Origin of the sequence: Pseudomonas sp. GM30, assembly GCF_000282275.2 — a bacterium.
Lineage (GTDB): Bacteria > Pseudomonadota > Gammaproteobacteria > Pseudomonadales > Pseudomonadaceae > Aquipseudomonas.
This window is the reverse complement of sequence record NZ_AKJP02000030.1, coordinates 297,023-323,978: the sequence shown is the minus strand read 5'-3', so window position 1 is coordinate 323,978 and position 26,956 is coordinate 297,023. Positions and strand designations below refer to the sequence as shown.

Annotated in this window: 30 protein-coding genes; 15 read left to right on the top strand and 15 right to left on the bottom strand. The window is 61.2% G+C overall.

The window, feature by feature from the left end:
* Positions 1-128 precede the first annotated feature (128 nt).
* A complete protein-coding gene (locus tag PMI25_RS25035; protein ID WP_007968989.1) occupies positions 129-788 on the top strand; it encodes a methyltransferase family protein in 660 nt (219 codons plus the stop codon).
* Between the two features lie 111 nt (positions 789-899).
* Here the strand turns inward: PMI25_RS25035 and PMI25_RS25030 are convergent, their stop codons facing one another.
* Both PMI25_RS25030 and PMI25_RS25025 read right to left on the bottom strand, forming a co-directional pair.
* On the bottom strand, positions 900-1,568 hold the full coding sequence (locus PMI25_RS25030; RefSeq protein WP_007965950.1) for an HAD-IA family hydrolase: 669 nt from the start codon (positions 1,566-1,568) through the stop codon (positions 900-902).
* 79 nt (positions 1,569-1,647) lie between these two features.
* Positions 1,648-2,061, bottom strand: coding sequence for a response regulator (locus PMI25_RS25025; RefSeq protein ID WP_007965948.1), 414 nt, complete (start codon positions 2,059-2,061; stop codon positions 1,648-1,650).
* Positions 2,062-2,260: 199 nt separating this feature from the next.
* On the opposite strand from PMI25_RS25025, the gene PMI25_RS25020 reads away from it, so the two are divergent.
* Positions 2,261-3,202 (top strand): class I SAM-dependent methyltransferase, encoded by a 942-nt coding sequence (locus tag PMI25_RS25020; RefSeq protein ID WP_007965946.1) that lies wholly within the window; start codon positions 2,261-2,263, stop codon positions 3,200-3,202.
* A 131-nt stretch (positions 3,203-3,333) separates the two neighbouring features.
* Here PMI25_RS25020 and PMI25_RS25015 read toward each other — a convergent pair whose 3' ends face one another.
* Complete coding sequence (locus PMI25_RS25015) at positions 3,334-4,113, bottom strand: helix-turn-helix transcriptional regulator (protein ID WP_007965944.1); 780 nt, start codon at positions 4,111-4,113, stop codon at positions 3,334-3,336.
* Positions 4,114-4,224: 111 nt separating this feature from the next.
* Between PMI25_RS25015 and PMI25_RS25010 the strand changes: the two genes are divergently transcribed.
* Both PMI25_RS25010 and PMI25_RS25005 read left to right on the top strand, forming a co-directional pair.
* Positions 4,225-5,340, top strand: a complete 1,116-nt coding sequence (locus tag PMI25_RS25010; protein WP_007965942.1) for an extracellular solute-binding protein — start codon at positions 4,225-4,227, stop codon at positions 5,338-5,340.
* A 164-nt stretch (positions 5,341-5,504) separates the two neighbouring features.
* The gene (locus PMI25_RS25005) at positions 5,505-6,623 is read left to right on the top strand and encodes a DmpA family aminopeptidase (protein WP_007965940.1); all 1,119 of its coding nucleotides are present in this window, start codon (positions 5,505-5,507) and stop codon (positions 6,621-6,623) included.
* A gap of 91 nt (positions 6,624-6,714) precedes the next feature.
* On the opposite strand, the gene PMI25_RS25000 is transcribed toward PMI25_RS25005, so the two are convergent.
* Positions 6,715-7,302, bottom strand: coding sequence for an NAD(P)H-dependent oxidoreductase (locus PMI25_RS25000; RefSeq protein WP_007965939.1), 588 nt, complete (start codon positions 7,300-7,302; stop codon positions 6,715-6,717).
* 86 nt (positions 7,303-7,388) lie between these two features.
* Here PMI25_RS25000 and PMI25_RS24995 point away from each other — a divergent pair, with 86 nt between their 5' ends.
* A complete protein-coding gene (locus PMI25_RS24995; protein WP_045122185.1) occupies positions 7,389-8,027 on the top strand; it encodes a TetR/AcrR family transcriptional regulator in 639 nt (212 codons plus the stop codon).
* A 192-nt stretch (positions 8,028-8,219) separates the two neighbouring features.
* Here PMI25_RS24995 and PMI25_RS24990 read toward each other — a convergent pair whose 3' ends face one another.
* Positions 8,220-8,906 (bottom strand): GNAT family N-acetyltransferase, encoded by a 687-nt coding sequence (locus PMI25_RS24990; protein WP_007965937.1) that lies wholly within the window; start codon positions 8,904-8,906, stop codon positions 8,220-8,222.
* A 243-nt stretch (positions 8,907-9,149) separates the two neighbouring features.
* On the opposite strand from PMI25_RS24990, the gene PMI25_RS24985 reads away from it, so the two are divergent.
* Together PMI25_RS24985 and PMI25_RS24980 are read left to right on the top strand one after the other, a co-directional pair.
* Entirely contained in the window at positions 9,150-9,473 is a 324-nt protein-coding gene (locus PMI25_RS24985; RefSeq protein ID WP_007965936.1) for a YXWGXW repeat-containing protein, read from the top strand.
* Between the two features lie 41 nt (positions 9,474-9,514).
* On the top strand, positions 9,515-9,727 hold the full coding sequence (locus tag PMI25_RS24980; RefSeq protein WP_007965935.1) for a YXWGXW repeat-containing protein: 213 nt from the start codon (positions 9,515-9,517) through the stop codon (positions 9,725-9,727).
* A 15-nt stretch (positions 9,728-9,742) separates the two neighbouring features.
* Here PMI25_RS24980 and PMI25_RS24975 read toward each other — a convergent pair whose 3' ends face one another.
* Both PMI25_RS24975 and PMI25_RS24970 read right to left on the bottom strand, forming a co-directional pair.
* Positions 9,743-10,303, bottom strand: a complete 561-nt coding sequence (locus PMI25_RS24975; protein ID WP_007965934.1) for a YceI family protein — start codon at positions 10,301-10,303, stop codon at positions 9,743-9,745.
* A gap of 98 nt (positions 10,304-10,401) precedes the next feature.
* Complete coding sequence (locus PMI25_RS24970; RefSeq protein ID WP_007965933.1) at positions 10,402-11,760, bottom strand: MATE family efflux transporter; 1,359 nt, start codon at positions 11,758-11,760, stop codon at positions 10,402-10,404.
* 126 nt (positions 11,761-11,886) lie between these two features.
* Here PMI25_RS24970 and PMI25_RS24965 point away from each other — a divergent pair, with 126 nt between their 5' ends.
* The 3 genes from PMI25_RS24965 (at position 11,887) to PMI25_RS24955 (ending at position 14,815) form a co-directional block, all read left to right on the top strand.
* Positions 11,887-12,456, top strand: coding sequence for a chorismate mutase (locus PMI25_RS24965; protein WP_007965932.1), 570 nt, complete (start codon positions 11,887-11,889; stop codon positions 12,454-12,456).
* Positions 12,457-12,580: 124 nt separating this feature from the next.
* Positions 12,581-12,943, top strand: coding sequence for a hypothetical protein (locus PMI25_RS24960; RefSeq protein WP_024164496.1), 363 nt, complete (start codon positions 12,581-12,583; stop codon positions 12,941-12,943).
* 228 nt (positions 12,944-13,171) lie between these two features.
* On the top strand, positions 13,172-14,815 hold the full coding sequence (locus PMI25_RS24955) for a sensor domain-containing diguanylate cyclase (protein WP_007969701.1): 1,644 nt from the start codon (positions 13,172-13,174) through the stop codon (positions 14,813-14,815).
* 23 nt (positions 14,816-14,838) lie between these two features.
* Here the strand turns inward: PMI25_RS24955 and PMI25_RS24950 are convergent, their stop codons facing one another.
* On the bottom strand, positions 14,839-15,924 hold the full coding sequence (locus PMI25_RS24950) for a polyamine ABC transporter substrate-binding protein (RefSeq protein WP_007969700.1): 1,086 nt from the start codon (positions 15,922-15,924) through the stop codon (positions 14,839-14,841).
* 51 nt (positions 15,925-15,975) lie between these two features.
* Complete coding sequence (locus tag PMI25_RS24945; protein WP_007969698.1) at positions 15,976-17,277, bottom strand: NAD(P)/FAD-dependent oxidoreductase; 1,302 nt, start codon at positions 17,275-17,277, stop codon at positions 15,976-15,978.
* Between the two features lie 160 nt (positions 17,278-17,437).
* Between PMI25_RS24945 and PMI25_RS24940 the strand changes: the two genes are divergently transcribed.
* Positions 17,438-18,322: a LysR substrate-binding domain-containing protein gene (locus PMI25_RS24940; protein ID WP_024164495.1), complete on the top strand. Its 885-nt coding sequence runs from the start codon at positions 17,438-17,440 to the stop codon at positions 18,320-18,322.
* On the opposite strand, the gene PMI25_RS24935 is transcribed toward PMI25_RS24940, so the two are convergent.
* Both PMI25_RS24935 and PMI25_RS24930 read right to left on the bottom strand, forming a co-directional pair.
* Entirely contained in the window at positions 18,319-18,705 is a 387-nt protein-coding gene (locus PMI25_RS24935) for a c-type cytochrome (RefSeq protein WP_007962183.1), read from the bottom strand. The two genes, PMI25_RS24940 and PMI25_RS24935, sit on opposite strands and share 4 nt — an antisense overlap.
* Positions 18,706-18,866: 161 nt before the next feature.
* A complete protein-coding gene (locus tag PMI25_RS24930) occupies positions 18,867-20,198 on the bottom strand; it encodes an aminotransferase-like domain-containing protein (protein WP_007962182.1) in 1,332 nt (443 codons plus the stop codon).
* A 93-nt stretch (positions 20,199-20,291) separates the two neighbouring features.
* On the opposite strand from PMI25_RS24930, the gene PMI25_RS24925 reads away from it, so the two are divergent.
* On the top strand, positions 20,292-21,185 hold the full coding sequence (locus PMI25_RS24925; protein WP_024164494.1) for a DMT family transporter: 894 nt from the start codon (positions 20,292-20,294) through the stop codon (positions 21,183-21,185).
* 104 nt (positions 21,186-21,289) lie between these two features.
* On the opposite strand, the gene PMI25_RS24920 is transcribed toward PMI25_RS24925, so the two are convergent.
* The gene (locus PMI25_RS24920; RefSeq protein ID WP_007966559.1) at positions 21,290-22,735 is read right to left on the bottom strand and encodes a SulP family inorganic anion transporter; all 1,446 of its coding nucleotides are present in this window, start codon (positions 22,733-22,735) and stop codon (positions 21,290-21,292) included.
* Positions 22,736-22,892: 157 nt separating this feature from the next.
* Between PMI25_RS24920 and PMI25_RS24915 the strand changes: the two genes are divergently transcribed.
* Both PMI25_RS24915 and PMI25_RS24910 read left to right on the top strand, forming a co-directional pair.
* The gene (locus PMI25_RS24915; protein ID WP_007966562.1) at positions 22,893-23,183 is read left to right on the top strand and encodes a DUF7693 family protein; all 291 of its coding nucleotides are present in this window, start codon (positions 22,893-22,895) and stop codon (positions 23,181-23,183) included.
* 83 nt (positions 23,184-23,266) lie between these two features.
* The gene (locus tag PMI25_RS24910; protein WP_007966565.1) at positions 23,267-23,812 is read left to right on the top strand and encodes a hypothetical protein; all 546 of its coding nucleotides are present in this window, start codon (positions 23,267-23,269) and stop codon (positions 23,810-23,812) included.
* A gap of 41 nt (positions 23,813-23,853) precedes the next feature.
* On the opposite strand, the gene PMI25_RS24905 is transcribed toward PMI25_RS24910, so the two are convergent.
* Positions 23,854-24,489: a hypothetical protein gene (locus PMI25_RS24905; protein ID WP_007966566.1), complete on the bottom strand. Its 636-nt coding sequence runs from the start codon at positions 24,487-24,489 to the stop codon at positions 23,854-23,856.
* A gap of 126 nt (positions 24,490-24,615) precedes the next feature.
* Positions 24,616-25,074, bottom strand: a complete 459-nt coding sequence (locus tag PMI25_RS24900) for a GNAT family N-acetyltransferase (protein ID WP_007966568.1) — start codon at positions 25,072-25,074, stop codon at positions 24,616-24,618.
* A gap of 143 nt (positions 25,075-25,217) precedes the next feature.
* On the opposite strand from PMI25_RS24900, the gene PMI25_RS24895 reads away from it, so the two are divergent.
* Positions 25,218-25,859: a TetR/AcrR family transcriptional regulator gene (locus PMI25_RS24895; protein ID WP_007966570.1), complete on the top strand. Its 642-nt coding sequence runs from the start codon at positions 25,218-25,220 to the stop codon at positions 25,857-25,859.
* A gap of 4 nt (positions 25,860-25,863) precedes the next feature.
* Here the strand turns inward: PMI25_RS24895 and PMI25_RS24890 are convergent, their stop codons facing one another.
* Positions 25,864-26,877, bottom strand: coding sequence for a lysozyme inhibitor LprI family protein (locus PMI25_RS24890; RefSeq protein WP_007966572.1), 1,014 nt, complete (start codon positions 26,875-26,877; stop codon positions 25,864-25,866).
* Between the last annotated feature and the right edge of the window lie 79 nt (positions 26,878-26,956).

Here is a 26,956-nt window from a genome sequence, read left to right as displayed (position 1 = left end):
TCTGGGGGGGATTCCCGATTTCGGTTCGGCCCCGCCCTTTGTCAAAAGATCGCAGCCTGCGGCAGCTCCTACAGGGAGGTGGCCGCGGATCTACACTGAGCAGATCAGCAATGTGCCGTGAGGTGCCCATGAAAATGTCTGCGCAAATGACCGTGGTCGCGGTGCTGGCCACCCTTGCCTATCTGGGGCTGGCGGTGTGGGGCATTGGCGGGCCGGCGGTGTTCTTTTCGCATGGGGCGCTGGTGCTGGTGGCGCTGGCCACGGTGCTGATGGTGCTGGCGTCGCTGTTCACCGACGTGAACATGAGTTCGGGCGAGCGCGAGGATCGGGCCAATCGCTGGGTAATACCGGCGTTCGCGGTGATTGGTCTGCTCAGCGGTTTTCTCCCGGCGTACTGCGACCGCATCGACTTCTGGACTTTCGGCGGCGAAGGCGTGCGCTGGCTCGGCGCGTTGCTGTTTATCGTCGGTGGCGCGTTGCGGCTGTGGCCGGTGTTTGTGCTGGGCCGGCGGTTCAGCGGTTTGGTGGCGATTCAGCCGGGGCATCGACTGGTCACCGACGGCATCTACACGCGCCTGCGCAATCCGAGTTATCTGGGGCTGGTGGTCAATGCCGTGGGCTGGGCGCTGGCGTTTCGTTCCAGCGTCGGGTTGATGCTGGCGGCGCTGACGTTGATCCCGCTGGTCGCGCGTATTCACTCGGAAGAGGCGCTGCTGCGCGGGCAGTTTGGTGCGGAGTACGAGGCTTATTGCGCACGTAGCTGGCGGCTTCTGCCTGGCATCTACTAACCCCTGTAGGAGCTGCCGAAGGTTCGGGCCGCGATCGGACGATCTTTTGATCTTGAAAAATAAAATCAAAAGATCGCAGCCTGCGGCAGCTCCTACAGGGACGGTGTTGGTTCAGGTTTTTTGCAGGCGCAGTTGGTTTTGGCTATCGACGGTGACGCTTAGCGACTCATAGCTGTCGGTAGTCGCGTGGCGGGTTTCGAGCGGATGCTGGTGGGTGGTGGTGATGATCATCAGCGCTGCTCCGGCAGCTTCAGCGGCCTGGATACCGACAGTGGCGTCTTCAAAGATCAGACAATCGGCAGGCTCAAGCCCGAGGCGTTTCGCCGCCAGACGGTAACCCGCCGGATCAGGCTTGCCAGCGGTCACATCCTCAGCCGTGATCATCACTGCAGGCTCGGCAATTCCCGCCGCCGCCATCCGCCGCAACGCCAGATCCCGTGGTGCCGAAGTCACCATCGCCCAGCGCACCTTTGGCAAGGCATCGAGAAACGCCGCCGCCCCGGGAATCTGCACGATCCCTTCCACGTCGTCGATTTCCGCCTGCGCGATAAACGCCGCTTGCGCCTCGGCGTCTACCCCCGGCAGGTTCAGGCGGCGGATGGTGTCGATGGCGCGAGCACCGTGAATGGTCGGCAGGAAGCTCTCGACATCAACCCCGTGGCGCTCGGCCCACGCGGCCCAGACCCGCTCGGCAGCGGCGATGGAATTGAGGACGGTGCCGTCCATGTCGAACAGGAACGCGCCGAACGCGCGGTCGAAGACGTTATCGTGAGCAGACAAAAGGTCGCATCCTTTGACAGAACTGGGCGGATTGGCCGGGCAATGTAGCATTTTTGCCCGGCCATTCGTCCCGAATGGCTCAGTGCAGACGCGCGGCCTTGGACTTGAACGCGCTGTCGACACAGTCGAGCAACTGGCCGATGGCCCAGGGCTTCTTGATGAACGCCACCGGGTGCTTGACCCCGGAAGTCTCCGGGGTTTCATAACCGGACATGACCATCACCGGTTTGTCCGGCCAGCGCTCGCCGACCAGGTTGGCAAGCCCTGCCCCGTTGATTTCACCGGGCATGGTGATATCGGTCAGCAGCAACGCGACATCCGACGCATGCTTTTCCAGATACAGCTTGGCTGCATCCGCACTGGTTTGCGGCTCGACCTTGAAACCTTCCTCCTGAAGAATTTCGCAGAGAAACTCCAGAATCAACGGGTCGTCCTCAACCACCAGAATCAACCCGCCAGGAAGGAGCGCGCTCGGTGTCGGTGTTGGACTCATGAACTGGCACTCCCTGAATTGCATTAACGACTTAGCGGCTTGAATCCGCTGCTTATCTGGTATGAGCAGCGCGCCCTGCATAAATTCATTTTTGATACAGGTCTTTTCTTAACAGTCCTGATCAGCCTGCGCCGACGGGCGTTCGTCAGACGGTTTTTGTGGTTAAAATGCCGGCCCTTTTGCTTGCCGACCGTGACTGATGAACCCTGAAGCCCTCGCCACACTCCGAGCCTATCTGTTGCCGGCACTCGCCGCGGCACCGAGCGAAACCCGTCGCCTGTTCCATGGCCGCGGACGTTGCTGGCCAGGGCTGGAACAGTTGACGGTGGACTGGCTGCAAGGCGTGGTGCTGGTCTCGCTGTTCAAGGAGCCGCTGCCGGAGCAACTCGAAGCGCTCAAGCAATTGCTGCTCGACCTCAGCACCTCAGCCGAATGGCAACAGTGCGGCGCACACACCTTGCTGCTGCAACATCGGTATTTGCCACAAAGCACCGCCGAATGGTTGCTGGGCAACGAAATCGACGAGATGAGCATCGTCGAGGGCGGCTTGCAGTACCGCGTCGATCTGGGCCGCAAACAGAACGCCGGGCTGTTTCTCGACATGCGTTACGGGCGCAACTGGGTGCGTGAACAAGCGGCGGGCAAACGCGTGCTGAACCTGTTCGCCTACACCTGCGGGTTTTCCGTGGCGGCGATCGAAGGCGGTGCCAGCCATGTGGTCAACCTCGACATGTCCCGCGCGGCCCTGAGCCGTGGTCGCGACAATCACCGCCTGAATGGGCATGACCTGAGCAAGGTGAGCTTCCTTGGCCACGACCTGTTCAAATCCTGGGGCAAGGTGATCAACAGCGGCCCGTACGACCTGGTGATCATCGACCCGCCGTCGTTCCAGAAAGGCAGTTTTCTGCTGACCAAGGACTACCAGCGCGTGCTGCGCCGTTTGCCGGAATTGCTCACGGCGGACGGCACGGTGCTGGCGTGCATGAATGATCCGTCGTTTGGTTCGGACTTTCTGATTGATGGCGTGACGCAAGAGGCGCCGAGTCTGCGCTTTGAGCAACGGCTGGAGAATCCGCCGGAGTTTGTGGATGTTGATCCTGAAAGTGGTTTGAAGGCGTTGGTGTTCAAACGCGTCGACTGACCTGACATCCCATCAACACCGCTGATCCTGTGGGAGCTGGCTTGCCAGCGATGGCGGTGTTTCAGGTCACGAGGATGTCAGCTGTGCCGCCCTCATCGCTGGCAAGCCAGCTCCCACAGGTGTTTGGTGGATCAGGAGGCGGGTGGACGCAACACCAGCGCGAACAACTCGCCATGCCCGTTCACATTGAGCTTGTGATAAAGATTGCGCCGATGCACCTTCACCGTCTCCGGCGAGATGCCCATCTGCTGGGCGATGGCCTTGCTAGAGAAGCCCTGCAGGATCAGGCGCGCGGTGTCGACTTCACGGGTAGTCAGGCGCGCATTGAAGCGATCAAGCAGCGTCGCCAGATCCCCCGCCACCGGCTCGGTGCCAGCGCCTTGCGGCGGCAACAGCTGCACATGGCGACGCATCGCTGCCAGCACCCAGTCGCGCGCGCACAGCAGACGACCCTGCTCGGCCAGATCGAAAGCCGACGCGCGCCCGAGTGACAGGCCCAGTACGCCGCCCTCGACGTTGATCATGAACTGCAATTCGTCCTCACCGACCACCGAACGAAAATAGCTCTGGTAATACTCGCTGTGCAGGAACTGGTCCGGCGCCACCGAGGCCAGGCTGTGCAAGCCGTCGGCAATGCCGGTCGAGGCGGTCTGGTAGAACGGATCGAGCAGGTACATGCCGGCGCTGTAGCTGGCCAGTTCCTCCTGCTCATCGGCGCGGCCCTTGCTGTCGAAGTCGATCAGCAATCGCGGTGCCTGCCCCGCCTTCATCAGTGCCACCAGCGCGTTGTCCAGCGGCACCAGCAGCCGCAGCGTGTCCACCAGCGCGCGCCAGAAAGCGTCCTGGCCGACGGCGGCGAACACTCGCGCCAGACTCTGATGCACCGGCAACTCCTGCAACAACGCGTCCACGCTCTACCCCTTTTGAGTAACCCATGATGGGAATGGGTCAGGCGTGCCCGCCCCGATAGGCTGAGCACTCCTGTCAATCACCGGCCTGCCGCAGGCCAGGAGTGCCGCATCATGCGTTGTCGTCGTGGCTATATCAACCGGGGCATCAACCTTGGCCTGCTCGCCTGTTTTGCCGTCACATTCGCCGCCAGTGCCGCGGATGCGCCGAGCGTGCACGTCTACAACTGGTACGACTACATCGGCCCCACCACCCTGGCCGACTTCAAGCGCGACAGCGGCATTCAGCCGGTTTACGACACCTTCGACAGCGCCGAGGTGCTCGAAGGTAAATTGCTGACCAGCCGCAGCGGTTACGACGTGGTGGTGGCGAGCAACTACAGCCTGCCGACGCTGATCAAGGCCGGCGCCCTCGCCCCGCTGCCCCGCGATCAATTGCCGGGCTGGAACAATCTGGACAACGACCTGCTGAGCAAACTGGCCCACAACGACCCCGGCAATCAATACGCCGTGCCGTATCTGTGGGGCACCAACGGCATCGGCTACAACGTCGACAAGGTGCGTGCCGCGCTCGGCGACAAGGCGCCGCTGGATTCGTGGGATCTGGTGTTCAAGGAAGAGAACCTCGCCAAGCTCGGCCAGTGCGGGGTAGCGATGCTCGACTCGCCGTCGGAAATGCTCCCGGTGGCCTTGCACTACCTCGGGCTACCGCCCAACAGCACCAATCCCGAGGACTATCAGAAAGCCGAAGCGTTGCTGCTCAAACTGCGCCCGCACATTGCCTACTTCAACTCGTCGAAATTCATCAGTGACCTGTCCAACGGCAACATCTGCGTGGCGGTCGGTTGGTCCGGGGCGATGCTCGAAGCCAAAACCAATGCCGAGCAAGCCAACAATGGCGTGAAAATCGCCTACAGCCTGCCCAAGGAAGGCGCGCCAGTGTGGTTCGACACGCTGGTGCTGCTCAAGGATGCGCCGAACCGCACTCAGGGTCTGGCGTTCATCGACTACCTGCTGCGCCCGGAAGTGATCGCGCCGGTCAGTGATCACCTGTCGTACCCCAATGGCAACCGCGCCGCGACGCCGCTGGTGGCTGCGGCCACGCGGAATAACCCGGCGGTGTATCCGTCCGCGGCGGCGATGGCGACCTTGTACACCCTTGAACCGCTGCCCAAAGCCATCGAGCGGGTGCGCACGCGGGTGTGGAGCAAGGTCAAGAACGGCCAGTAAGCCCAACACATTTCCCTGTGGGAGCGAGCTTGCTCGCGAATGCGTCGGGTCAGTCAACATCTCCTTTGAATGACACACCGCATTCGCGGGCAAGCCACGCTCCCACAGGGTTTTGTGTTCAGCCCCGCTCATTCATTTCTGCCTTGCTTATAGAGAGACAAACCATGAAACCCCGTGCCCGTGACCTCAACATCCGCATCGGCCAGCTGCAACCCGGCCCGCTCAACGCCATCACCGACGTCCCCGGCGTGCGCGTCGGCCACAGTAACGTGCGTGGCCGCAGCGCGGCCGGGCGCGATATCTGCACCGGCGTGACCGTGATCGAACCGCGCCGTGGCTCGACCAATCAGCAACCGTGTTTCGCCGGGGTGCACGTGCTCAACGGCAATGGCGACGCCACCGGCCTTGAGTGGATTCGTGAAGCCGGGCTGCTGACCAGTCCCATCGCCTTCACCAATACCCACAGCCTCGGCGTGGTGCGCGATGCGTTGATTGCGCTGGATCGCCAACAGCAACCGGACGACGGGCGCCTCTACTGGAACATGCCGGTGGTACTGGAAACCTTCGATGGTCTGCTCAACGACATCAACGGTTTTCACGTCAAGCCCGAGCATGTTGCCGAAGCGCTGAGTGCCGCGCATGACGGCGCCGTTGAAGAAGGCGCGGTAGGTGGCGGCAGCGGCATGATCTGCCATGAATTCAAGGGCGGAATCGGCAGCGCGTCACGCCGTTTGAGCAGCGCTCAGGGCGGCTGGACGGTGGGTGCAATTGTCCAGGCCAACCACGGCATTCGCAGCGAGTTGCGGGTCGACGGTTATCCGGTGGGTCGCTACATGGAGCAGGTCAATTCGCCGTTCCTGCGTGCTGCGCTGCCGCATCCGGGCATGGGTTCGATCGTGGTCTGCCTTGCCACCGATGCGCCACTGCTGCCGCATCAATGCACGCGCCTGGCACAGCGCGCCAGCCTCGGTCTGGCGCGCAGCGGCGGTGGTAACGAAGACCACAGCGGCGACATCTTCATCGCGTTCGCCACCGGCAACCAACACATCCCGCCCGCCGCCTACGAAGGCAAAGGCGCGCCGACCTGCGACAGCTTGCGCATGGTCAACAACGACCACATCAGTGAGCTGTTCCTCGCCGCCACCGAAGCGGTGGAAGAAGCGATCATCAATGCCCTGCTCGCCAGCGAGAGCACCGAGGGCAACGGGCATGCGGTGCCGGGGCTGGATTCAGAAACGCTGCTCGCCGCCCTCGCCAAGTCCGGCTGGCCCGGCGCCCGCTGACCTGTAGGGGCTGCGGCACGCTGCGATCTTTTGATCTTGCTTTCAAAAATCAACAGATCGCAGCCTTCGGCAGCTCCTACAGGGGTGCGACTCAGGTGAACATCTGGGCGCCGATGTGCTGTGCCGTCTGCAGATGTTCCTGTGGATCACGCACTTCCGATTCCACCATCAGCGTCGAACTGACCACCGTCGCCCCGCAGTAATCGAAAATCCCGTGCTCGATCTGCGCCTTCATCGCCGGCCCATAACCGTGACGCTCGTAGGCGCGCTCATCCGCGCCGGCGAGGCCGACCAGATGCACGCGCAGGCGCTGCAGCTTCTTCACATGCTTGAGGTCGCCAGCGAAATCAAACGCCCAGCCATTGCTGAACACCCGGTCGATCCAGCCCTTGAGCAATGCCGGCATCGACCACCAGTACACCGGGAACACCAGCACCAGCGCGTCGGCTCGATCAATCCGTGCCTGTTCCGCCAGCACGTCGGCAGGTGGCTGCGCTTCACGGTGATGCACGGCGAAATCCGCCGCGCCGAACACCGGCTGAAACCCCTCCGCGTACAGATCGGCGATCTCATGGGTGTTGGCCGAATCGGCCCGGGTCAAGCCTTGGGCAATCTGCGTCGCCACGCTGTGGGTCAGCGAACGCGGCTCGTGATGCGCCACAACAATCAATGCATGCATGGGAATTCTCCTGTAAGTTTGCGCTGACCAAGGGCTATGTACTCTTGGTAAGTTACGAACAGTAAGTTACGTTTGGTATATTAACGATGTCAACCACTGAAATGACCGAAGCCGATTCCCCTGCCCAACCGCGCCGTCGTCTGTCGCGCGAAGATCGCAATCGCCAGTTGCTCGATGTTGCCTGGCAGATCATTCGCGCCGAGGGCACCGATGCGCTGACTTTGGGTTATCTGGCGGAGAAGGCCGGGGTGACCAAACCGGTGGTCTACGACCACTTCACCACCCGCTCGGGCCTGCTCGCGGCGCTTTACCGGGATTTCGATACGCGCCAGACCGCAGTGATGGACGCGGCCATCGATAATTGCCCACCGACACTGATCGATACCGCGACGGTGATCGCCACCGCGTACGTGGATTGTGTGCTGTTGCAGGGCAATGAGATTCCGGGGGTGATTGCAGCGTTGGGCAGCACGCCGGAACTGGAGAAAATCAAGCGCGATTACGAAGTGATCTTCCTCGAAAAGTGCCGCAGCGTGCTGCAACCGCTGGCGGCTGGCGGTGAAATCACCCAAGCCGGTTTGCGCGCCATGCTCGGTGCCGCCGAGGCGTTGTCGAATGCCGCCGCCAGCGCTGAAATCAGTGCCGAGCAAGCAAAGGACGAATTGTTCGCCACCATCATCGCGATGGTGGAACGGGCCGCCGCCCGTGCGACTAGCGGTACTTGAGTCAGCCCCTGCGCGTTCCCATGATGAAGGTACGCAGGCGCTTCACTCCTGAGCGACTGCGTAGGGAACGGGTGTTCTGAACCCCAAATCAAGCCCGTTCCTTGTTTCATGCGCAGCTTGAGCCTCGTGGGCTCTACTTCTCCCCATCAAAGAGCCTTGAGGCTCTTTTTTTGTCTGTTTTTTGCACCGGGATCAGTGCAGCGTCAGGCGCTGACGGACAAACTCTTCGACGTGCCGGGTTGTTTGATCCAGGTGCCGGTCGCGCTGTTTCTCGGCATCGAGCATCGCGCGCTTGCCATTTTTTTGCAGCAGGTAGGTGTGGATCTGCTGCACTTCCAGCGAGCGATAGATCGGCGTGGTGTCGATAAAGCCGCGCAGGCCGTTGCTGCGGTAATGCCGGGTGCTCATCAGCACCTGGGTTTCGCGCGCGCCGATCACTTCGAAGCCCAGCGCCTCGAAGTACGGCACCTTGCCGACACTGCAGGTCAGTTCGGCATGCGGATAACGGCTGACCATCTCGCCGATCATCGCCCGCGCCACACCCTGTCGCCGATGCCCTTCGCGTACCGCCATATAGGCGACGCTGCAGGCCTCCCAATCGCCTTGCACCGGCAGGTACAACAGGAAACCGGTGACCTGCTCCGGGTCGTCCTCGGCCGTCGCCACCAGCAATTCCACCTCGGTGCCCTTCTCGCCGTTCAGCGCTTCCAGATACAGATGCACCTCATAACCGACCGCATACTGATAGACGTTGTACAGCAGATTGCTCGGGCCGAGACCGACCGCGCTGATGTCGGTCAGGTAATCGACCACCAGTTGCAGAATCTGGCTGTTGACGCTTTCGGGGCATGGGGTTTTGTAGTGGGTGATGCGTGGCATGACAGCTGAACTCCGGCAGAAAACCGCGACATCATACCCCGTCCCGCCACCTGCTCTGTGTAGGAGCTGCCGCAGGCTGCGATCTTTTGGCTTTTTAGAAGCAAGATCAAAAGATCGCAGCCTGCGGCAGCTCCTACAGGAAAGTGGAGAAAATTTCATCTGCTGCACAGCGGATCTTTTGCCGATCTGGCGTCCAATTCTTCAACTGCGTTCTCTTTTTTACGCAGGCCTTGAGGAGCTGTCATGAGCGTGTTGCGTTCACTGTTCAAATGGCGCAAGACCCTGCTGCTGGTGCCGATGACACTGGCCGCATTGGCCAGTGCGCCGGTGTTTGCCCAGCAGGTGGTGATTGTTCAGCAAGCCCCGCCGCCGATGCGCATGGAAGTGATGCCCGGGCCGCGTCCCGGTTATGTCTGGGACCAGGGACACTGGCGCTGGGAAGGACGCGGTTATGTGTGGATGCCTGGGCACTGGCAACCGGTGCGTCACGGCGCCCACTGGCGGCCCGGCCACTGGCAGGCACGCGGGCCGAACTGGTTCTGGGTTGAAGGGCGCTGGGTGCGCTGATTGGCCGGATCCCTGCACATCTCATCTATCAGGAACAGCTCATGTCCAGAACCGTTAAAGCCTTGCTCGCCGCCGCACTGGTGGCCATCACCCTGTCCGGTTGCGTCGTCGCCCCCGCCCGGCCGCACCGGCCACCGCCGCCGGTGGAAGTCGTACCGGTGATGCCTGCGCCGGGCTATCACTGGGTCGCCGGGCATTACCGCTGGGGCGGCAACGAATGGCGCTGGGTGCCGGGGCACTGGCGCGCGTATTGATCGCCAGCGGTGGCGTCACTGCTGTGGCGCCACCACCTTGAACTTGATCGCGATGTCGTTGGACACCACGGTGTCCGCCCACTCCTCCGCACCGAGCCCGAACTGGTCACGCTTGAGGACCAGTTCGCCGTCGAAAATGCCGATCGCGCTGTCCGGTTTCAGCTCGACCGGCACCTGCACTTCGCGGGTGATGCCCTTGAGGGTCAGACGTCCGGCGATCAGATAGTGATCGTCCGTCACCCGGCTGAAACGGCTGGATTCAAATACCGCCACTGGAAAGCGCTGGGTATCGAACCACGCCGGCTTCACCAGCTCGGTGTTGGCGTCCTCGCTGCCGGCGTCGATGCTGTTGAGGTCGATGTGCAACGTGGTGTGGGCGCTGGCGAGGTTGTCGCTGTCGAACCGCAGCGTCGCGTCGAATTTGCCGAAGGTGCCATAAACCTGATTGCCAAATTGCTTGTAAATGAAGCTGATCTTGCTGGCGGTAGTGTTGACGCGGTTGTATTCAGCGGCATGCGTGCAGGTCATGACGAACAGGCTGGTAAACACTGCCACAGCGGTGAATCGGGCACGCATGGGATTCTCCGGACAGGGCAAACCTTCTAGGCCTCGATTGACTTAAGCAAACAACCCACGGTTGCGCCATGTCATTTGTCTGCCGGTGTGGCTCAGTCTCAGACCAGTCGCTCGATCTTCTGATGCTGCCAGACCAGCTTGTAATACAGCGTCTGCAATACCAGCATGCCCAGATACGCCACCGGAAACGCCATCCACACACCCTGCAAACCATACTGACCATCCAGCCAGTAAGCCGCCGGCAACTGCACGCCGACCACGCAGACAATCGCAATAATGACCGGCACCAGCACCGTACCGCTGGCGCGCATGATGCCGCCGATGATCGCCTGAAAGCCGAACACCAACAGGCTCCACAACATGATGTGCAGCAAGTGCTCAGCCATCGCCCGGGTCGAGTCTTCGGTCAGGAACAACCCCAGCAGCCAGTGCGACAACAGGTAGCCGAGCACGATCAAACCGCCGGTCAGGCACACGTTGATCAACAGCCCGGTGCGCAGGATTGCTCCCAGACGCTGCAGTTGCCCGGCACCAATAGCCTGGGCGCCGAGGATCGAGGCGGTGATGGCAATCGACAGCGCCGGAAACTGCACGTAGTTGACGATCTGCGTCACCGCGCCATAGGCCGCCGTCGCCTGCGAACCGTGCTGGTTGACCAGCGCCAGGATCACCAGCTCCGACAGCGACAACACGATCATCTGCACTCCGGTCGGCAGGCCGATGCGCAACACCTTGCCGAGAATTGCGCCGTCCAGCCGCAGCGCCGCGAAAAACTCACGATCCGGCGCCAGCGGATGGCGCTTGCGAATCAGCCGCCAGGCCAGCCACGCCATCGCCGACAGGTTACCGGCAAGCCCGGCGAAAGCGGCACTCTGAATGCCCAGCTGGGGCAAACCGAACCAGCCACGGATCAGCGCCGGGGTCAGCGCCAGCCCGACCGAGGTCGACACGATCAGCGCCAACAGTGGCGACACGGTGTCGCTGACCCCGCGCAGCAATTGCGTGAACAGCACAAACACCAGCATCGACGGCAGAATCCACATCATCACATGCGCATACGCCACTGCGTCGTCCAGTACATCCGCCGGCGTTCCTAACCCTTGCAATGCCTGACGCGCAAACACGCTGCCGAGTACCGCCGCCAGCAAACCGATCAACACCCCCAGCAACAGCGTTGCCCCGGCGATCGCCTTGACCGTATGTGCCTCGCGCGCGCCCCACGCCTGGCCGATCAACACCCCGGCGCCCGCGCCCAGGCCGATCACCAGCGCGATAAAGAAAAAGATCACCGGAAACATCCCCGACACCGCCGCCAGCGCTTGCGTACCGAGCATCTGCCCAATGTAAATGCTGTTGACCGTGCCCGACATCGATTGCAGGAAGTTGGACAGCACCATCGGCGCGAGGAACAGCAGGTAGGTTTGCCAGAGGGGTTTGCTGATGGCGGGGGTTTGCATTGAGGATCGGTCTCGGGGTGGGAGATGCGAGGGATATTACGCTAGATGGGCGGGTTAAAGTCGGTCGACATCACCTCCGCTCAAGGCTTAAATGTCGGCACTATTTTCCGTGGAACGCGCCTGCCCATGACCCCTTTGCGAAATGCCCTGACCTGTTCCCTGCTGGTGGTTTTCAGTCACATTGCCGGCGCGGCCGAGGCCCCTGCCCCCGCCCAATCGTTGCGTTCGTTGCTGACAACCTTGAACGAACGCCTGAATATCGGCGACCTGGTGGCGCTGACCAAATGGGACAGCGGCAAGCCGATTCAGGACAGCCCACGCGAAGCCCAGGTCATCGCCAATGCCCGCACCCTGGCGACCGAACACCAGCTCGACCCCGAAGACGTAGCCCAGTTGATCGCCGCGCAAATGGAGGCGAACAAACTGGTGCAGTACGGATTGCTCGCGCAATGGCAAGCGGCCGGTGTGGCGCCGGACACCCCGCGACCGGATCTGGCGAAGCAGATTCGCCCACGCCTGGACGAGTTGCAAACCCGCCTGCTGCGCCAGTACGCCGACTTCGCGCCGCATCGCCGCGACCCGAATTGCCCGGTCTGGCTGGCCAAGGCGCGGCAGGGCATGGCCCACGACGCACTGCATGATCTGGCCCTGATCCGCGCCACCGGAGAGCTGTGCATTCGGGCACAGAAGCTCTAGATCAGCCGTTGCGGCACACATCGCTGGCGTCGATAGTCACCATCACGTCAATGAAGTTCTCATAAAAAATCCGCGGCGTAACATCGGCTCCATACCAACCCAATACACCCCGGAGCACACGATCATGAAACGCCAAACCATCCTCGGCATCGCTTTCTCGGTTCTCGCAGTTAACGCTTTTGCAGCAACACCCGTTCACACCTTGGTCGCTGAAGGCGGCTCGGACAAGTTGATTGAAAGCCGTTTGGCCGAAGGTGGCTCGGATCGTTTGCAAGAACGCCGCGTGGCTGAAGGTGGCTCGGATCGTCTGCTGGAACGTCGCGTTGCCGAAGGTGGCTCGGATCGTTTGCAAGAACGTCGCGTGGCTGAAGGTGGCTCGGATCGTTTGCAAGAACGCCGCGTGGCCGAAGGTGGCTCGGATCGTTTGCAAGAACGCCGCGTGGCCGAAGGTGGCTCGGATCGTCTGATCGAAAGCCGCAACGCATGAAACAACGGTTTTGAAGCAGTCAAAGAAAGCCCGGCCTGATCAGCCGGGCTTTTTCATTTCATCGTTTGCAGGCGTGGTTCTTTTCAACAATCAGCGTCAGAAAGGATCTTGCCCTATAGAGCATCCGGGGAAACTTCCGACGATGCTTAACCGAAGCGACCGACTGGCAGCCCGACGCTTAATGCGCATACCATGCGGCCACAACTTCCAAACAGAATTTGCCTGCCCATGCTCAAAGCCAGTCTGCGAAGCCACCTGACCCTCTGGTTCGCCGGTTTGTCCCTGCTGACCCTGGTGAGCGTCGGCTTCTATGTCGGGCATATCGCCACCGAACAGATGAAACAGGCCAGCGGCAATGCCCTGCTCAATACCGCGCGTTCGGCGGCGACGTTGCTCGGTGACCAGTTGCGCGAGCGCCAGCTGGAGGTCTACCTGCTCAGCCGTGCGCCGCATCTGGAACGCGGCGATCTCGACAACCCGGCGATTCTCAAATCGATGCAACTGCGCACCCAGGCCCGTGCCGAGTATGCCTGGATGGGCGTGACCGATGCCGATGGCAATGTGCATCAAGCGGTCAATGATCTGCTGGTCGGGCAATCGGTGCAGCAGCGGCCATGGTTCCAGGCTGGCCTGCGCGGTGAGTACACCGGTGATCCGCACGAAGCGGTGTTGCTGGCCAAACTGCTACCGCGAACACCCAACGGCGAACCGCTGCGTTTCATCGACTTCGCCGCGCCGATCCGCAACGCCGACGGTCAGGTGATTGGCGTGCTGGGGGCGCACGCGCACTGGAACTGGGTCACGCGCATTGTCGAGTCGGCAGCGTTCTCGCATAAAAATGCATCGCCGGATATCGAAGCGCTGATCATCGATCACGACGGCAAGGTGCTGTACCCGGAAGCCCTGATGGGCCAGCAACTGGCGGTGAATGATCCGAAGTTGCCGGGCTGGTCGGTCGGCAACGGTTACCTGACCAGCATGGTCACCGTACCGACGCCTTCGAGTACCGCGCTGTCCTGGTCGATTGCCGTGCGCCAGCCACTGGACACCGCTCTGGAGCCAGCGCGCCTGCTGCTCTATAAATTGTTGCTGCTGGGGGTAGCCGCCGCCGTGGCGTTCGGGCTGGTGGCGTATTACCTGGCGCAGTACCTGAGCCGGCCGATCGAGCAACTCGCGCACTCGGCCAAACAGGTGCAGAACCAGCAGCCCGGCGTACACTTTCCGCTGCAGCACCCGGTGCGGGAAATCGCCCAGCTTGGGCAGTCGATCGACGCCATGACCCGGTCGCTGCTGGCCAAGGAGCGCGAACTGCAGGAAGCCAACGCCTCGCTGGAAGCCACCGTCGCCCAGCGCACCGCCGCCTTGATGCAGGCCAATGCCGAACTGTTGAACCTGGCGACCCACGATGCCCTGACCGGCGTCTATAACCGCCGCCGTTTCGACGAGAAACTCAGCGAATACAGTCTGCTGTTCCGCCGCACCGGGCGACCGTTTGCGCTGCTGCTGATCGACGCCGATCACTTCAAACGCGTCAACGACACCTACGGCCACGCAATCGGCGACGACGTGCTGCTACAGTTGGCGCAACTCATTCAGGTCAGCGTGCGTGCCACCGATTTCGTCGCCCGTTACGGCGGCGAGGAATTTGCCGTGCTGCTGCCGGAAGTTGCCCAGCCTGATACGCCAGAGGTGGTCGCTGAGAAAATCCGTGCCGCCGTGGCCCAGGCGCACTTCCCCAACATCGGACAAGTCACCGTGAGCATTGGCGTCGCTCTGGCCGATCCGGCGGACAACAGCCACACGATGCCGATCAAACGTGCCGATCAGCAGCTGTATCAGGCGAAAGCGGCGGGCCGTAATCAAATCGCCTGATCGCCAATTGCTCCCGCGCAGGATCAGGTATTGGTCTTCAACCTGGTCCACAACCGCGTCGACAACCGCGCAATCGCTGCCGGCAGCTCTTCCACGGTGAACAGCCGTTGCATCACATCCTTGGGCGGGTAGATCGCCGGATCCTGTTTCACGTCCGCGTTGAGGTACTGCTCCGCTGCCGCATTGGGATTGGCGTAGTGAATGCTGTTGCTGATGTTGGCCACCACTTTGGGGTCAAGCAGGTAGTTCATGTAGGCGTAGCCGTTCTTTTCGTGCGGCGCGCTTTTGGGCATGACCACCATGTCGAACCACAGGGTCGTGCCTTCTTTAGGAATCGAATAGGCGATATTGATGCCGTTCTTCGCGTCCCTGGCGCTGGCGGCGGCCTGAACGATGTCACCATTGAAGCCGATCACCGCGCAGACATTGCCGTTAGCGAGGTCGCTGATGTACTTCGAAGCATGGAAGTACTGAATGTACGGGCGAATCTTCAGCAATTGCTGTTCGGCTTGTTTGTAATCCGCCGGTTCATGACTGTGTGCTGGCAAGTGCAGGTAGTTGAGCGTGATCGGCAGCACCTGGGTCGGGTTGTCGATAAACGCCACACCGCACTGACTGAGCTTCTTGATGTTTTCTTCGTTGAAGAAAAAGTCCCATGACTGGGTGATATCGGTGTTGCCGAAAATCGCTTTGATCTTCTCAACGTTGTAACCGATGCCGGCGGTACCCCACATGTAGGGGTAGCCGTATTGGTTGCCGGGATCGTTCACTTCAAGTTTTTGCAGCAGCACCGGGTCGAGGTTTTTCCAGTTCGGCAGCTGCGAGCGGTCAAGTTTCTGAATCGCTCCAGCCTTGATCAGTCGCGACAGAAAATGGTTCGACGGACTGACCACGTCATAACCGGTGTTGCCGGTCATCAACTTCGATTCCAGCACTTCGTTGCTGTCGTGAATGTCGTAGGTGGTCTTGATCCCGGTGGCCTGGGTGAAATTGGCCAGAGTGTCCGGGGCGATGTAGCTGTTCCAGTTGGAGATGTTCACGGTTTCGTCGGCACAAGCGGCCGTGCTGGCCGCGAGCAGGACTGCCAGGGAAAGTGGGTGGATGCGCATGGTCTGTCACCTGTATTGAGTGGCTTTTGTTGTTGTGCGGTAGGCGAAACTTCAGATTTCTGTTCTGGCCCGGACTGCCTCCACGCGCATGCGCAGCATGGCACCGATGTCGAAAAAAGGTCGCGGTGGCAACCAACCGGGTTCGGCGCGTTGCATCACCGATTGCAGCAACGGTGAATCGACGCCCGACGCCAGTTCCGCCAACAAGCGTCCCCACAGCGTGCCGCGCGCCACCCCGGAACCGTTGCAACCGGCGACGGCAAACACGCCCTCTTCCACCTTCTGAAAAAACGCCTGACCGCTGCGAGTCGCGCTCAAATGACCGGTCCAGGTGTACTGGATGTCTTGCGCGCCGAGAAACGGAAAGCGTCGTTGCAGACCGCGCACATGATGTTCGCGGCGCTGCACCCGTTCGCTTTCTGACAAATCGCGCGTACGGTATTCGGCGGTGTTGCGGATCATCACCCGCCGGTCCGGGGTCAGCCGCACCGTGGCGCCCAGCGGCCGGGTCGAGAGCACGCCCCACGGCTCGACGGCGCCGATCGCCTGAAATTCCTGATCGCTGAGCGGCCGGGTGAGACTGGCGCTGAGTTCCATCGGGAAAGTGCCACTGTCATGAATGCCGACCCGGGGAATGAATGCGTTCAGACACACCAGCACCCGCTTGGCTTCGACGCTGCCACCCACGGCGTTGGCCCGCAGCCGGCCGTGGCTGATGCGCTCCAGACCACTGATGTCGGCGTGCTCGTAAACGCTGATATTGCCCGGCAGCGCATTGAGCAGACCCTTCACGTATTTGCCCGGTTGCAACAGCGCATTGCCGTTGCCGCACCAGATCCCCGCCGCGTAGTGCCGAGTGCCGAGTTTCTGCGCCAGCGCATCGCTCTGGAGGAATTCTGCGCGGGCACCGAGGGCGCGCAAGGTCGCCAGTTTGGCGTCGACATGGCTGAGCTTGGCGGCGTCGCTGACAGCGAAGAAATAACCGTTGTCGCGAAAGTCGCAGTCGATGGCATGTTGCGCGATGGCCTGGCGCACCGCATCGCTGGCGGCACGGGAAATCGCCGTGTCGATTTCGAACCCGGCAAAGCCTGGCGCCCCGATCAATTCACTGTCGGCCGGATGTTCGTGGGCCACGACAAACCCAGAGTTGCGCGCCGAAGCGCCCTGCGCCGCACGCTGGCGGTCAACCACAACAATGCGTGCCTGCGGGTGCATCTGTGCCAGGTTGTGCGCGGCGCTGAGGCCGGTGATGCCAGCGCCGATCACTAGCCAATCGGCTTTCTGCGCACCGCTCAGGCGACCGCGCTGCGGCGAGCTGCCGGCCTGGGCGATCCAGCCACATACGTTTTCCATTGCTGACCTCATTCGACTGTCGTTGCACGGCTTGCCTTTCACCTTTGCTCATGCGTGAATCGCATGGAAAAAGCACAAGGTTCGCCGCCAGAGCTAAAATCTATAAGGTCTCGGCCTGCCCAACCAACGTTATAAAATCATCGAGCCATTCGGAAAACGCATGGATAAAATCCGCCACGTGCCCTCCCTGCAGGCCATGCAGACGCTGGTAGAAGTCGCCCGTTGCGCCAGCTTCACCCAGGCCGCGCAACAGCTGTGCCTGACCCAAAGCGCGGTGAGCCGGCAGATCCAGCAACTGGAAAGTCACTTCAATGTCGCGCTGTTCATCAGGACCAGCCGCAGCCTGCGCCTGACCCCGGAAGGTGAACAGGTACTGGCCAGCGCCATCAGCATCCTCGATCAACTGAAAACCCTTGAGGACCGCCTGGTCCCGCAGCAACGCCCGTTCCGCATTCGTATGCATGTGTCACTGGCGGTGCGCTGGCTGCTGCCCAAACTCAGTGACTTCTATCTCCGCCACCCCGAGGTCTCGCTGGCGATCGAAACCGTCGCCACCGAGGTTGTGGAACCGGCCAGTGACAGCGACGCCTACATTCTTTACTTGCCGCAGCCAAACAATGACGCGGATTGCCTGACGCTGTTCGAGGAAACGCTGGTGCCCGTCTGTTCGCCCAATCTGGCGAACGCGCCGCGCTCGGTCGAAGACTTGCTGGGGTTCGCCTTGCTGCATCGCTCTGCCGATCGCCAGGCCTGGATTGAATGGCTGACGGCCAACGGCGGCAAGCCGCTGGAAAGTTACCGGCACATTCCGTTCAACCTCGATGAGCTGGCACTGGATGCGGCGGCACGAGGCCTCGGCGTGGCGGTGACCGACATGACGCTCGCGGCTGAGTCCATCGAGCGTGGGGTGCTGGTGGTGCCTTTCGGACCACCGCTGAAGACGGGCGGAATTTACGCGTTGTGCCTGCAGCCGGCAGCGGCATCAAACCCGGCGTGCGCGGTGGTCACGCAGTGGTTCGCCGGGCAGGCCGAGAAAATTCTTTAGTTGGCGAATTGCTGCAGATACGCCAACAAATTATCGATCTTCTCTTCGTCACTCAGACCCCAGAAAATCATCCGCGTGCCCGGCACCACGCCCTTTGGATCTTTCAGATACGCGGTCAGCGTGTCGCGATCCCAGGTCTTGCCGGAGTTTTTCATTGCGTCGGAATACACGTAATTGGCCGAGGTCCCGGCGGGTCGGCCAATGATGCCGTTGAGTTGCGGGCCGAACCCCGGTCGCGCATCCGGGCCGACCTGATGGCAGCCGCCGCACAGCCGCGGAAAGATCTTTTCGCCGGCGGCGGGATCGCCTGCGGCGTGGGTGGTCGAGCTGAACAAAACGGCGGTGGCGGTCAAGACAAGAAGCAATGCAGCGGTGTTTTTCATCGGGCGTTCCAGAACGGTGTGATGCAAATGAGGCAAGGCTATCACTTTGTGGCGAGGGGGCTTGGTCCCGCTGGCCTGTGCAGCAGGCTCATCGTAGGGGGCGCTTCGCACCCAGCGGGAGCAAGCTCCCTCGCCACAGGTTTTTTCACAGCAGGTGTTTTTTACAGATAAGCGCCGATGACCTTGCTGACGGTAATCAATGCCTGACGCAGGACATCCATCGGCACCGACCCCAACGCGAGCCGAATCGCATGCGGCACATGCGCTGACACCGCGAACGGCTCGGCGGTGGTCACCGAAATCTGCTCGCGCATCAACTCCACGACAATCTGATCGGCGCGCACGTCCTCCGGCAGCGGCAGCCACAGGAAATAGGAGGATGGATGACCGATGCAAGTCAGCCCTTGCAGCAACTCGGCGGCGAGCATTTGCCGAGCCTTGGCGTCGTCGCGTTTTTGTTGTTCCAGCAGGGTCACGGTGCCATCGTCGAGCCAGCCGCAAGCCATCGCGGTCATCACGCCGGGGGTGTTCCAGGTGGTGGCGCGGATGATCCGCTCCAGCGCCGGCACCGCGTGCAGCGGTGCGGCAATGAACCCGACGCGCAGGCCAGTCGCAATGTTCTTCGACAGGCCCGAGACATACACCGTGCGCTCCGGCGCCAAATCAATCAGGGTACGCGGTGGGTTTTCCACCAGAAAGGCGTAGGCCGCGTCTTCGATGAGCGTCAGATCATGGCGGCGGACAAGCGCGACCAATTGCTCGCGCTGTTCGATCGGCGTCACCCAACCCAATGGATTGTGCAGCGTCGGCATGCTGTAAATCGCACGCACCGAACGGCTGCGGCACAGTTTTTCCAGCGCTGCCAGATCCGGCCCGTGATCACCGGGCGGGATCGCCACCACCTCCAGATGCAGCGCTTCGGCCAGCACCTTGAAGCCGGAATACGTCAGCGCATCCGCCGCAATCACATCCCCGGGTTTGAGCAAGGCCATCAGCGTCACCGCCAACCCTTGCTGGGCTCCGTTGACGATCAGCACTTGCCCGGCATCGACCTGCACTCCGCGAGCCTGCAAATGCTGCGCAATCGAGGCGCGCTCATGCTGGCGCCCGGCGTGGGGTTGGTAACGCAGCAAGGCTTCCAGATCGCCCGACAGTGCCAACTGGCGTAGCGCCGTGCGTAACAGGTCGGCCTGACCGGGCAGCGACGGGTAATTGAAATTCAGATCGATCATGCCGACCGCCACGTCTTTCTGGTCGATGCCCTGCCCCGGCGCCAACGAGGTTTCGCGCACAAACGTCCCGCGCCCGGTTTCGCCGCTGACCAGCCCCATCGCCTCAAGTTCGGCGTACACCCGCGACGCGGTGACCAATGCCAGCCCAGCACTGGCCGCCAGTTCCCGGTGAGTCGGCAGTCGGGTTCCCGGCGCCAGACGCCCCGCGCGAATGTCCGCGGCGTAGGCGTCAACGAGGGTCTTGTAGCGCGAGCGCGGCATACTGGATGTATCCATGACAATTATTTGATTGTGCTGATTCTCGGCCCCAGGATGGCTCGAAAGCAACCCACCTTTTTTTGAGTGTGACCTTGTATGGAACGGACTTCGGACCCGGTTAACCCGGCGCTGGAAAAAACCAGCGGCTGGATCAATGGCTTTATCGGCGTGGTGATCTTCAGTGGATCGCTACCGGCCACGCGTCTGGCGGTGCTGGAATTCGATCCGGTGTTTCTCACCGTGGCGCGCGCGGCCATTGCCGGCGTGTTGGCGGTCATTCTGTTGTGGCTGTTTCGCGAACAGCGCCCGGCACGCGATCAATGGTGGTCGTTATTGATTGTGGCGTTGGGCGTGGTACTGGGCTTTCCACTGCTGACGGCGTTGGCGCTGCAACACGTGACGTCAGCGCATTCGATTGTGTTTGTCGGATTGCTGCCCCTGGCGACGGCGATTTTTGCCGTGCTGCGTGGCGGCGAGCGTCCGCGACCGGTGTTCTGGGTGTTCTCGATTCTCGGCAGCGGATTGGTCGTTGGCTTCGCCCTGTCACAGGGCCTGACCGCTTCGCCCACCGGTGATCTGCTGATGCTCGCGGCGATTCTCGCCTGCGGTCTGGGATATGCCGAAGGCGCGAAACTGTCGCGCGTGCTCGGCGGCTGGCAGGTGATCTGCTGGGCGCTGGTGTTGTCGCTGCCGGTGATGGCATTGCTCAGCCTGTGGCTGGCGCCCGCCACGTTCAGCCACGTCAGCCTGTCGGCCTGGATGTGCCTGGCCTACGTGGCGCTGTTCAGCATGCTGATCGGCTTTGTGTTCTGGTATCGCGGCCTGGCCCAAGGCGGGATCGCGGCGGTCGGTCAACTGCAATTGCTGCAGCCGTTTTTCGGCCTGGCGCTGGCGGCGACGTTACTGCATGAACAGGTCAGTGTCGGCATGCTGGTGGTGACGCTGGGCGTCATCCTCTGCGTAGCCGGCGCAAAGAAATTCGCCAGATAACCCCACCGCCCCTGTAGGAGCTGCCGCAGGCTGCGATCTTTTGATCTTGTTTTTTAAAAGATCAAGATCAAAAAATCGCAGCCTGCGGCAGCTCCTACAGGGGATCAGTGGTGTTCGACGCCCGCGCGCTTGAGCAGCTTCTTGCAGCGCTCAGACAAATGAAACACCTGCAACTCTTTCCCGGCCTTGGCGTATCGCTCGCGCAAGGTCTTCAGTGCAGCAATCGCCGAATAGTCAACGAAGCTTAAATGCCGGCAATCCAGCGTCACCCGGGCCGGGTCATTGGCCGGGTCGAACTGGTTGAGAAATGGCGTGGTCGAGGCGAAGAACAGCGTGCCGTGCAGGCGGTAGAGCTTGCTGCCGTCGGCTTCCAGGTGATCATCGGCGTACAACTCGCGGGCCTGCTGCCAGGCGAAATTGAGTGCGGCGATGATGATCCCGCAGAGCACGGCGGTGGCCAGGTCGGTGAACACGGTGATGGTGGTTACGGCGATGATCACCAACACGTCGTTGAGCGGCACTTTGTTCAACACCCGCAACGAGGCCCAGGCGAAGGTCTGCTGTGAGACCACGAACATCACTCCAACCAGCGCCGCCAGCGGAATACGCTCGATCAGTGGCGACAGAAACAGGATGAACAGCAGAATCAACACCCCCGCCACCACCCCGGACAAACGCCCGCGACCGCCGGAGCTGAGGTTGATCACGGTCTGGCCGATCATCGCGCAACCGCCCATACCGCCAAATGCGCCGGAGACCACGTTCGCCGCACCCAACGCCACGCATTCGCGATCCGGGTAGCCACGGGTTTCGGTGATTTCATCGGTGAGGTTCAGGGTCAGCAGGGTTTCCAGCAGGCCCACCAGCGCCATCAGAATCGCGTACGGAGCGATGATGCGCAGGGTTTCCAGCGTCCACGGGATATCCGGCAAGGCAAAGGTCGGCAGACCGCCGGCGATGTGCGCCATGTCGCCAAGGGTGCGCGTCGGCAGACCGAACAGGTAGACCAGCAGGCCCACGCCGAGGATCGCCACCAGTGCCGGCGGCACCGCGCGGGTCAGGCGCGGCAGAATGTAGACGATGGCCATGGTCAGCAGTACCAGCCCGGTCATCAGGTACAGCGGCGTGCCGCTGAGCCAGTGTTCGCCACTCTTGAAATGCTCCAGTTGCGCCAGCGCAATGATGATCGCCAGGCCGTTGACGAAGCCGAGCATCACCGGATGCGGCACCATGCGCACCAGTTTGCCCAGGCGCAACAAGCCGAACGCCATCATGATCAGACCGCCGAGCAACACCGTCGCCAGCAGATACTGCACGCCGTGTTGCACCACCAGCGCGACGATCACCACCGCCATCGAACCCGCCGCCCCGGAAACCATTCCCGGCCGGCCGCCGAACAACGCGGTCAGCGTACAAATGATGAAGGCCCCGTACAGGCCCATCAGCGGGTTGAGATGCGCCACCAGCGCAAACGCAATGCATTCGGGCAACAGGGCAAACGAGGTGGTGAGTCCGGCCAGGACATCGGCGCGCAGACGTTTCGGTTTCATGGCTTACCTGACTGATCGGCCAGCGAGCGTGGCCGAGGGTGTTCGCGAAAAGGAGGGTTGCGGATGTTACGGAAATGTCCGGGCTAGAGCCAGCGATCGCTGACACCCGACGAAGCGACCTTTATGCTGGCGCGTCCTGCATCCACCGAGTACGACCATGACTGCATTGCTGACCGCCCGCGACGTTTGCCAGCGCTTGCGCGAGGCTGCGCTGGGTGTGCGAATGTTCAACAGGGACGATACGTGCGCCGACATTGCACGGGTTGCGGCCGATATCGAAGGCTGGCGCCTGTTGCTGGATTTTGAGGGTGAGCGCCTGCATCACTGCGAACACTGCCGCTGCCCGGATGGCCGCGAGTGGCATTTCAACACCCGCTATGGCACCGACCCGGTGAGCCTGCTCAGTACCTGGGAACTGGCGCAAATCGAAAATCTGTTGAAGCGCTGAGCGTTTCCCGGGCGAAGTGTGTTGCCCAATGATAGCACTCTGCCCATAATTCGCCCCCCCTATTCCTCACGCAAGGAAACGCCGTGAAAAAGTCTCTGTTGTTGATCCCGATGCTGGCAGTGCTGCTGCAAGGTTGTGGCATGACCATGACCCGCTATGAGCCGAGCTTCGAAAACGTCCAGAAGCTCAAGCAGACCCCACCCCTGCATGCGGTCAGCAATCCACAGGTGACGGCCGAGTCCGGCGAAGGTTCGCTGACCGTGCGGGCCAATCCGGTGCGCTCGCCGTCCGGCAGCATCCCGGCGCATATCCAGGACGCGATTACCGAGGAACTGCGCAAGGCCGGCCTGCTTGATCCACAGGCCCAGCGTCAGCTGAAGGTGCTGGTGGTGAAGAACAATCTGTCGGCCGGCATGGGCACCGGCGACGGCCAACTCGCGGCACGCTTCACCCTGCTCAACGGCCAGAATGTGGTCTACGACGCGACCAAGAATGTCAGCAGTCAGTGGAGCAGCAGCTTTTTCGGTTTCATTGCGATTCCGAATGCGGTCAACGCCTATAACCCGATGCTGCGCGATCTGTTGAAGGAACTGTACAGCGATCCGCAGTTCATCCAGGCCCTGAAGTAAGGGCAAAAAAAGAGCCGCGATTGCGGCTCTTTTTTTTGGCATCAGGCCCGTGGAGTACGGGTCTCGAGTGCCGAGTATTTCAAGGTGTTGTTGTCGATCATCTGCTTGAGCAGCGCATTGACCTGACGGGCGAAGGTGTCGTTGATCGCGGCCTTCGGGGTGTTGCCCATCATCGGAATGAACCAGATGCCGAACCAGGTTCCGACCGCATCATGGTTGCTTGCGGTGGTCAGGGCCTGGCCTGTGCCGTCCACGGCTTCCAGGCTCATGGTGTACTGATCGGTGCCGTACGCCGGGATCACCATCAGGCTGAAACCACTGATGAAGGCCAGCACCATCGAACCGGCATTCGGCGGATGGTTGTACATTTTCAGACGCAGGCTGTAGTCGCCCGGTTGCTTCTGGAACTCGTCCAGGGTGACACGGCCGAACAGACCCGAATCGCTCAGAATCTTTTGCAGCTCTGGCTTGAGCTGATCTCGCGCCTGCGGCAGTTCTACGGCCGAAGCGCTTTTCGGCTCACCCTGATAGAAGTCGAAATCCACATAGACATTGGGCTTGTTGGCGTAGCTGGCCATCGATGGCAGCTTGACCGGCGCGACTTCGTCTTTGGTGAAACTGGCACAACCGCCCAGCGCGAGCACCAGGCTCAGCGCCACGATTTTCCCGAATTGCATGTTGTCTTCCCTATGTGAATCAAGCCAGGTGATATCAAAGAGCCTCCATTGCGGAAGCCGGGCGGATTCTAGAGAGAGCAGTGGCTTGAGGAAAGACTGAATCGGGAAATTTACACAAAAAGTCAGTCAGTCCTGACGCAAGTCGAGCATGTAGGTGTAGTAACCCGTGTCGCGCACATAACCCAGCGACTCGTACAAACCTTGTGCAGTGAAGTTGTCGGTGGCGGTTTCCAGCACTAGCCCCTTGGCGCCGGTCTGCAGGGCAAAGTCCCGCGCCGTGTTCATCAGCAACCGGCCGATGCCACGACCACGGGCGGCAGGTGCGGTGAACAGGTCGCTGAGCAACCAGGTGCGATGGGCATCTATCGAAGAAAACGTCGGGTACAACTGCACGAAACCCAGCGCTTCGGCGTTTTCATCCAGTGCGAGGAAAATAGCCGACTCGTTGCCGGCCATGCGCTCGGCGATAAAGGCGCGGGATTGCTCAAGGTTGGACGGTTGCTGATAGAAACCGCGATAGGCGTCAAACAGTTTTGCCACCGGCTCCAAATCATCCGCCGTAGCGCGCAGTGCCTTGATGGCCATGTTCCCTCCCCCGGTTTTTTTGATGATCGAATCAGCATAGCGCTCTCAAGCGAGTTAGCTGGCCTCACCGCTATATAGTTTTGTATATTGCGAAGCCGAATTTGTCAGTATCTGCCCATGCCAACCATTTACATCGTGTTCCCATGAGTGCCATCCGCGTACGCAACGAACAACTGATCCTCGCCGCCGCCAGCGAAGAGTTTGCCGCCAACGGCTTCGACGCCACCCAGACCCGCGACATCGCCGCCCGTGCCGGCGTGCCCAAGGCCAATCTGTATTACTACTTCCAGACCAAGGAAAACCTCTATTCCAAGGTTTTGCTGGAGTTCGTCGAACCGCTGCTGGAAGCCTCGGCGGCACTGCGCGAAAGCGACGACCCCATGATTGGCCTGCGCGCCTACGTCGCCGCGCGCATCCGCATCACCCGCGAACACCCAGCCATCGCCAAGGTGTTCAGCGGTGAGCTATTGCTCGGTGGCCGTCAGCTACCGGACGAATGCCGCGACCTGCTGCACGCCGAAGCCCGACGCAATGTCGACTGCCTGCGCAGCTGGATCGAGCGCGGCTTGCTGGCGCCGGTGGATCCGGAGCACCTGATGCTGTTCATCTGGTCGGCAACCCGCACCTACACCAACATCGGCTGGCAGATGGGCTGCATCACCGGACGCGCAGTGCCGCAGGATGAGGACTATGAGACGGCAGCAGAGACGATTACGCGGATGGTGCTGGAGGGCGTCGTGGCACCGCGGGTTGGGGAGATTCGTGGGGTTTTGTTTGCGACTTGAATAGTCAGGGCATGAAATCCAGCGGCAGCGTTGTTTCACCCGACCTGCGCTGATACCAGGCCTGCATGACGTCGGGTAAACGCGTCTTCCATTGCGGCGCGTTGCTGTAGTAACGGACATGAGGTTTTCCCTGACCATCGTAGGCCATCACCATGACCCAAAACCGGCTATCAGGCGTGCTCATGAACATGGCGGTAGCGCCCAGACCTCGCATCCACATCTCGACGATCTGACTACCCGGCACATCGACACTGGGATCGCCTGTCATCATCGAGCCAGAAAACTCTACCAGCGATTGATAATCCGCCTTGAGTAGCGAGCGCAATGTTTGGTCTTCCTCCAGCGAACGGGCCAACCCGAGGCTGAGCAAGTCGTAATCAAGCTTCAAAGGCTGATCGGAACCCACATAACGACCCGCGTAAAAGACACCCATTCCCCCGCCACAGTCGGCATCCGCACCGTCCTGCGATACATTGAGTATCCCGTTGATCGCAGTAAAACGCAGCGCACATTGTCCTTCGGCGTAATCGGCCTGTTTCCCCTTCAACAAGGCGACACCGCTTAGATCGCCAGAGTTGCCGCCCTCCTGTGCCGAAATGTCGAACGTGATATGCGCCGAGTCACGCCGTTTGGTTGTAATTTCTGAAGCTGTCGCCGGGCCTGTGGGAATCAGCTGCCACGTAGCGTCCCAATTGAAAGGCCTGGACGCGTAATCGAGTTCGGCAACTCGCATCAGATACTCCCGACGCAGACAGGCTATCTGTTGGGCGCAGCCGTTTCGACTCTTCAGCCATTGCCGCTGATCCGCCTTGAGCGCTTTAGGATCAGCCACTTTTGCCAACGTCTGCGGCCACAGCACACCCAGCTTTTCATCAAGGCTTGAGATGTAGGGATCAGTGCAGATGGTTTTCTCAGTCGGGCTGGCAGCGCTGGCGCAATCGAAACTGCTGGCGTGTACAGCTGGAATAAACATAAGGCACGCCAGCGGAAAAGCATGGCGGAGTTTGAAAGACAACATCGACAGATTCCATTCTTCGGGGCGCGGGATTATGCCAGTGAAGTGTTGTCAGTGCTGCCGTCTTCGCGAGCAAGCCCGC

Bases quoted from the DNA above. Each gene is read 5' to 3' on its own strand.
- PMI25_RS24900 (WP_007966568.1), bottom strand. From the start codon at position 25,074: ATGGCCATCAAGGCACTGCGCGCTACGGCGGATGATTTGGAGCCGGTG.
- PMI25_RS25010 (WP_007965942.1), top strand. From the start codon at position 4,225: ATGCGTTGTCGTCGTGGCTATATCAACCGGGGCATCAACCTTGGCCTG.
- PMI25_RS24980 (WP_007965935.1), top strand. From the start codon at position 9,515: ATGTCCAGAACCGTTAAAGCCTTGCTCGCCGCCGCACTGGTGGCCATC.
- PMI25_RS24945 (WP_007969698.1), bottom strand. From the start codon at position 17,277: ATGGAAAACGTATGTGGCTGGATCGCCCAGGCCGGCAGCTCGCCGCAG.
- PMI25_RS24940 (WP_024164495.1), top strand. From the start codon at position 17,438: ATGGATAAAATCCGCCACGTGCCCTCCCTGCAGGCCATGCAGACGCTG.
- PMI25_RS24930 (WP_007962182.1), bottom strand. From the start codon at position 20,198: ATGCCGCGCTCGCGCTACAAGACCCTCGTTGACGCCTACGCCGCGGAC.
- PMI25_RS24960 (WP_024164496.1), top strand. From the start codon at position 12,581: ATGAAACGCCAAACCATCCTCGGCATCGCTTTCTCGGTTCTCGCAGTT.
- PMI25_RS24895 (WP_007966570.1), top strand. From the start codon at position 25,218: ATGAGTGCCATCCGCGTACGCAACGAACAACTGATCCTCGCCGCCGCC.
- PMI25_RS25005 (WP_007965940.1), top strand. From the start codon at position 5,505: ATGAAACCCCGTGCCCGTGACCTCAACATCCGCATCGGCCAGCTGCAA.
- PMI25_RS24950 (WP_007969700.1), bottom strand. From the start codon at position 15,924: ATGCGCATCCACCCACTTTCCCTGGCAGTCCTGCTCGCGGCCAGCACG.
- PMI25_RS24995 (WP_045122185.1), top strand. From the start codon at position 7,389: ATGTCAACCACTGAAATGACCGAAGCCGATTCCCCTGCCCAACCGCGC.
- PMI25_RS24920 (WP_007966559.1), bottom strand. From the start codon at position 22,735: ATGAAACCGAAACGTCTGCGCGCCGATGTCCTGGCCGGACTCACCACC.
- PMI25_RS24965 (WP_007965932.1), top strand. From the start codon at position 11,887: ATGACCCCTTTGCGAAATGCCCTGACCTGTTCCCTGCTGGTGGTTTTC.
- PMI25_RS25000 (WP_007965939.1), bottom strand. From the start codon at position 7,302: ATGCATGCATTGATTGTTGTGGCGCATCACGAGCCGCGTTCGCTGACC.
- PMI25_RS25035 (WP_007968989.1), top strand. From the start codon at position 129: ATGAAAATGTCTGCGCAAATGACCGTGGTCGCGGTGCTGGCCACCCTT.
- PMI25_RS24955 (WP_007969701.1), top strand. From the start codon at position 13,172: ATGCTCAAAGCCAGTCTGCGAAGCCACCTGACCCTCTGGTTCGCCGGT.
- PMI25_RS25020 (WP_007965946.1), top strand. From the start codon at position 2,261: ATGAACCCTGAAGCCCTCGCCACACTCCGAGCCTATCTGTTGCCGGCA.
- PMI25_RS24970 (WP_007965933.1), bottom strand. From the start codon at position 11,760: ATGCAAACCCCCGCCATCAGCAAACCCCTCTGGCAAACCTACCTGCTG.
- PMI25_RS24905 (WP_007966566.1), bottom strand. From the start codon at position 24,489: ATGCAATTCGGGAAAATCGTGGCGCTGAGCCTGGTGCTCGCGCTGGGC.
- PMI25_RS25025 (WP_007965948.1), bottom strand. From the start codon at position 2,061: ATGAGTCCAACACCGACACCGAGCGCGCTCCTTCCTGGCGGGTTGATT.
- PMI25_RS24890 (WP_007966572.1), bottom strand. From the start codon at position 26,877: ATGTTGTCTTTCAAACTCCGCCATGCTTTTCCGCTGGCGTGCCTTATG.
- PMI25_RS24935 (WP_007962183.1), bottom strand. From the start codon at position 18,705: ATGAAAAACACCGCTGCATTGCTTCTTGTCTTGACCGCCACCGCCGTT.
- PMI25_RS24985 (WP_007965936.1), top strand. From the start codon at position 9,150: ATGAGCGTGTTGCGTTCACTGTTCAAATGGCGCAAGACCCTGCTGCTG.
- PMI25_RS24925 (WP_024164494.1), top strand. From the start codon at position 20,292: ATGGAACGGACTTCGGACCCGGTTAACCCGGCGCTGGAAAAAACCAGC.
- PMI25_RS24990 (WP_007965937.1), bottom strand. From the start codon at position 8,906: ATGCCACGCATCACCCACTACAAAACCCCATGCCCCGAAAGCGTCAAC.
- PMI25_RS24975 (WP_007965934.1), bottom strand. From the start codon at position 10,303: ATGCGTGCCCGATTCACCGCTGTGGCAGTGTTTACCAGCCTGTTCGTC.
- PMI25_RS24915 (WP_007966562.1), top strand. From the start codon at position 22,893: ATGACTGCATTGCTGACCGCCCGCGACGTTTGCCAGCGCTTGCGCGAG.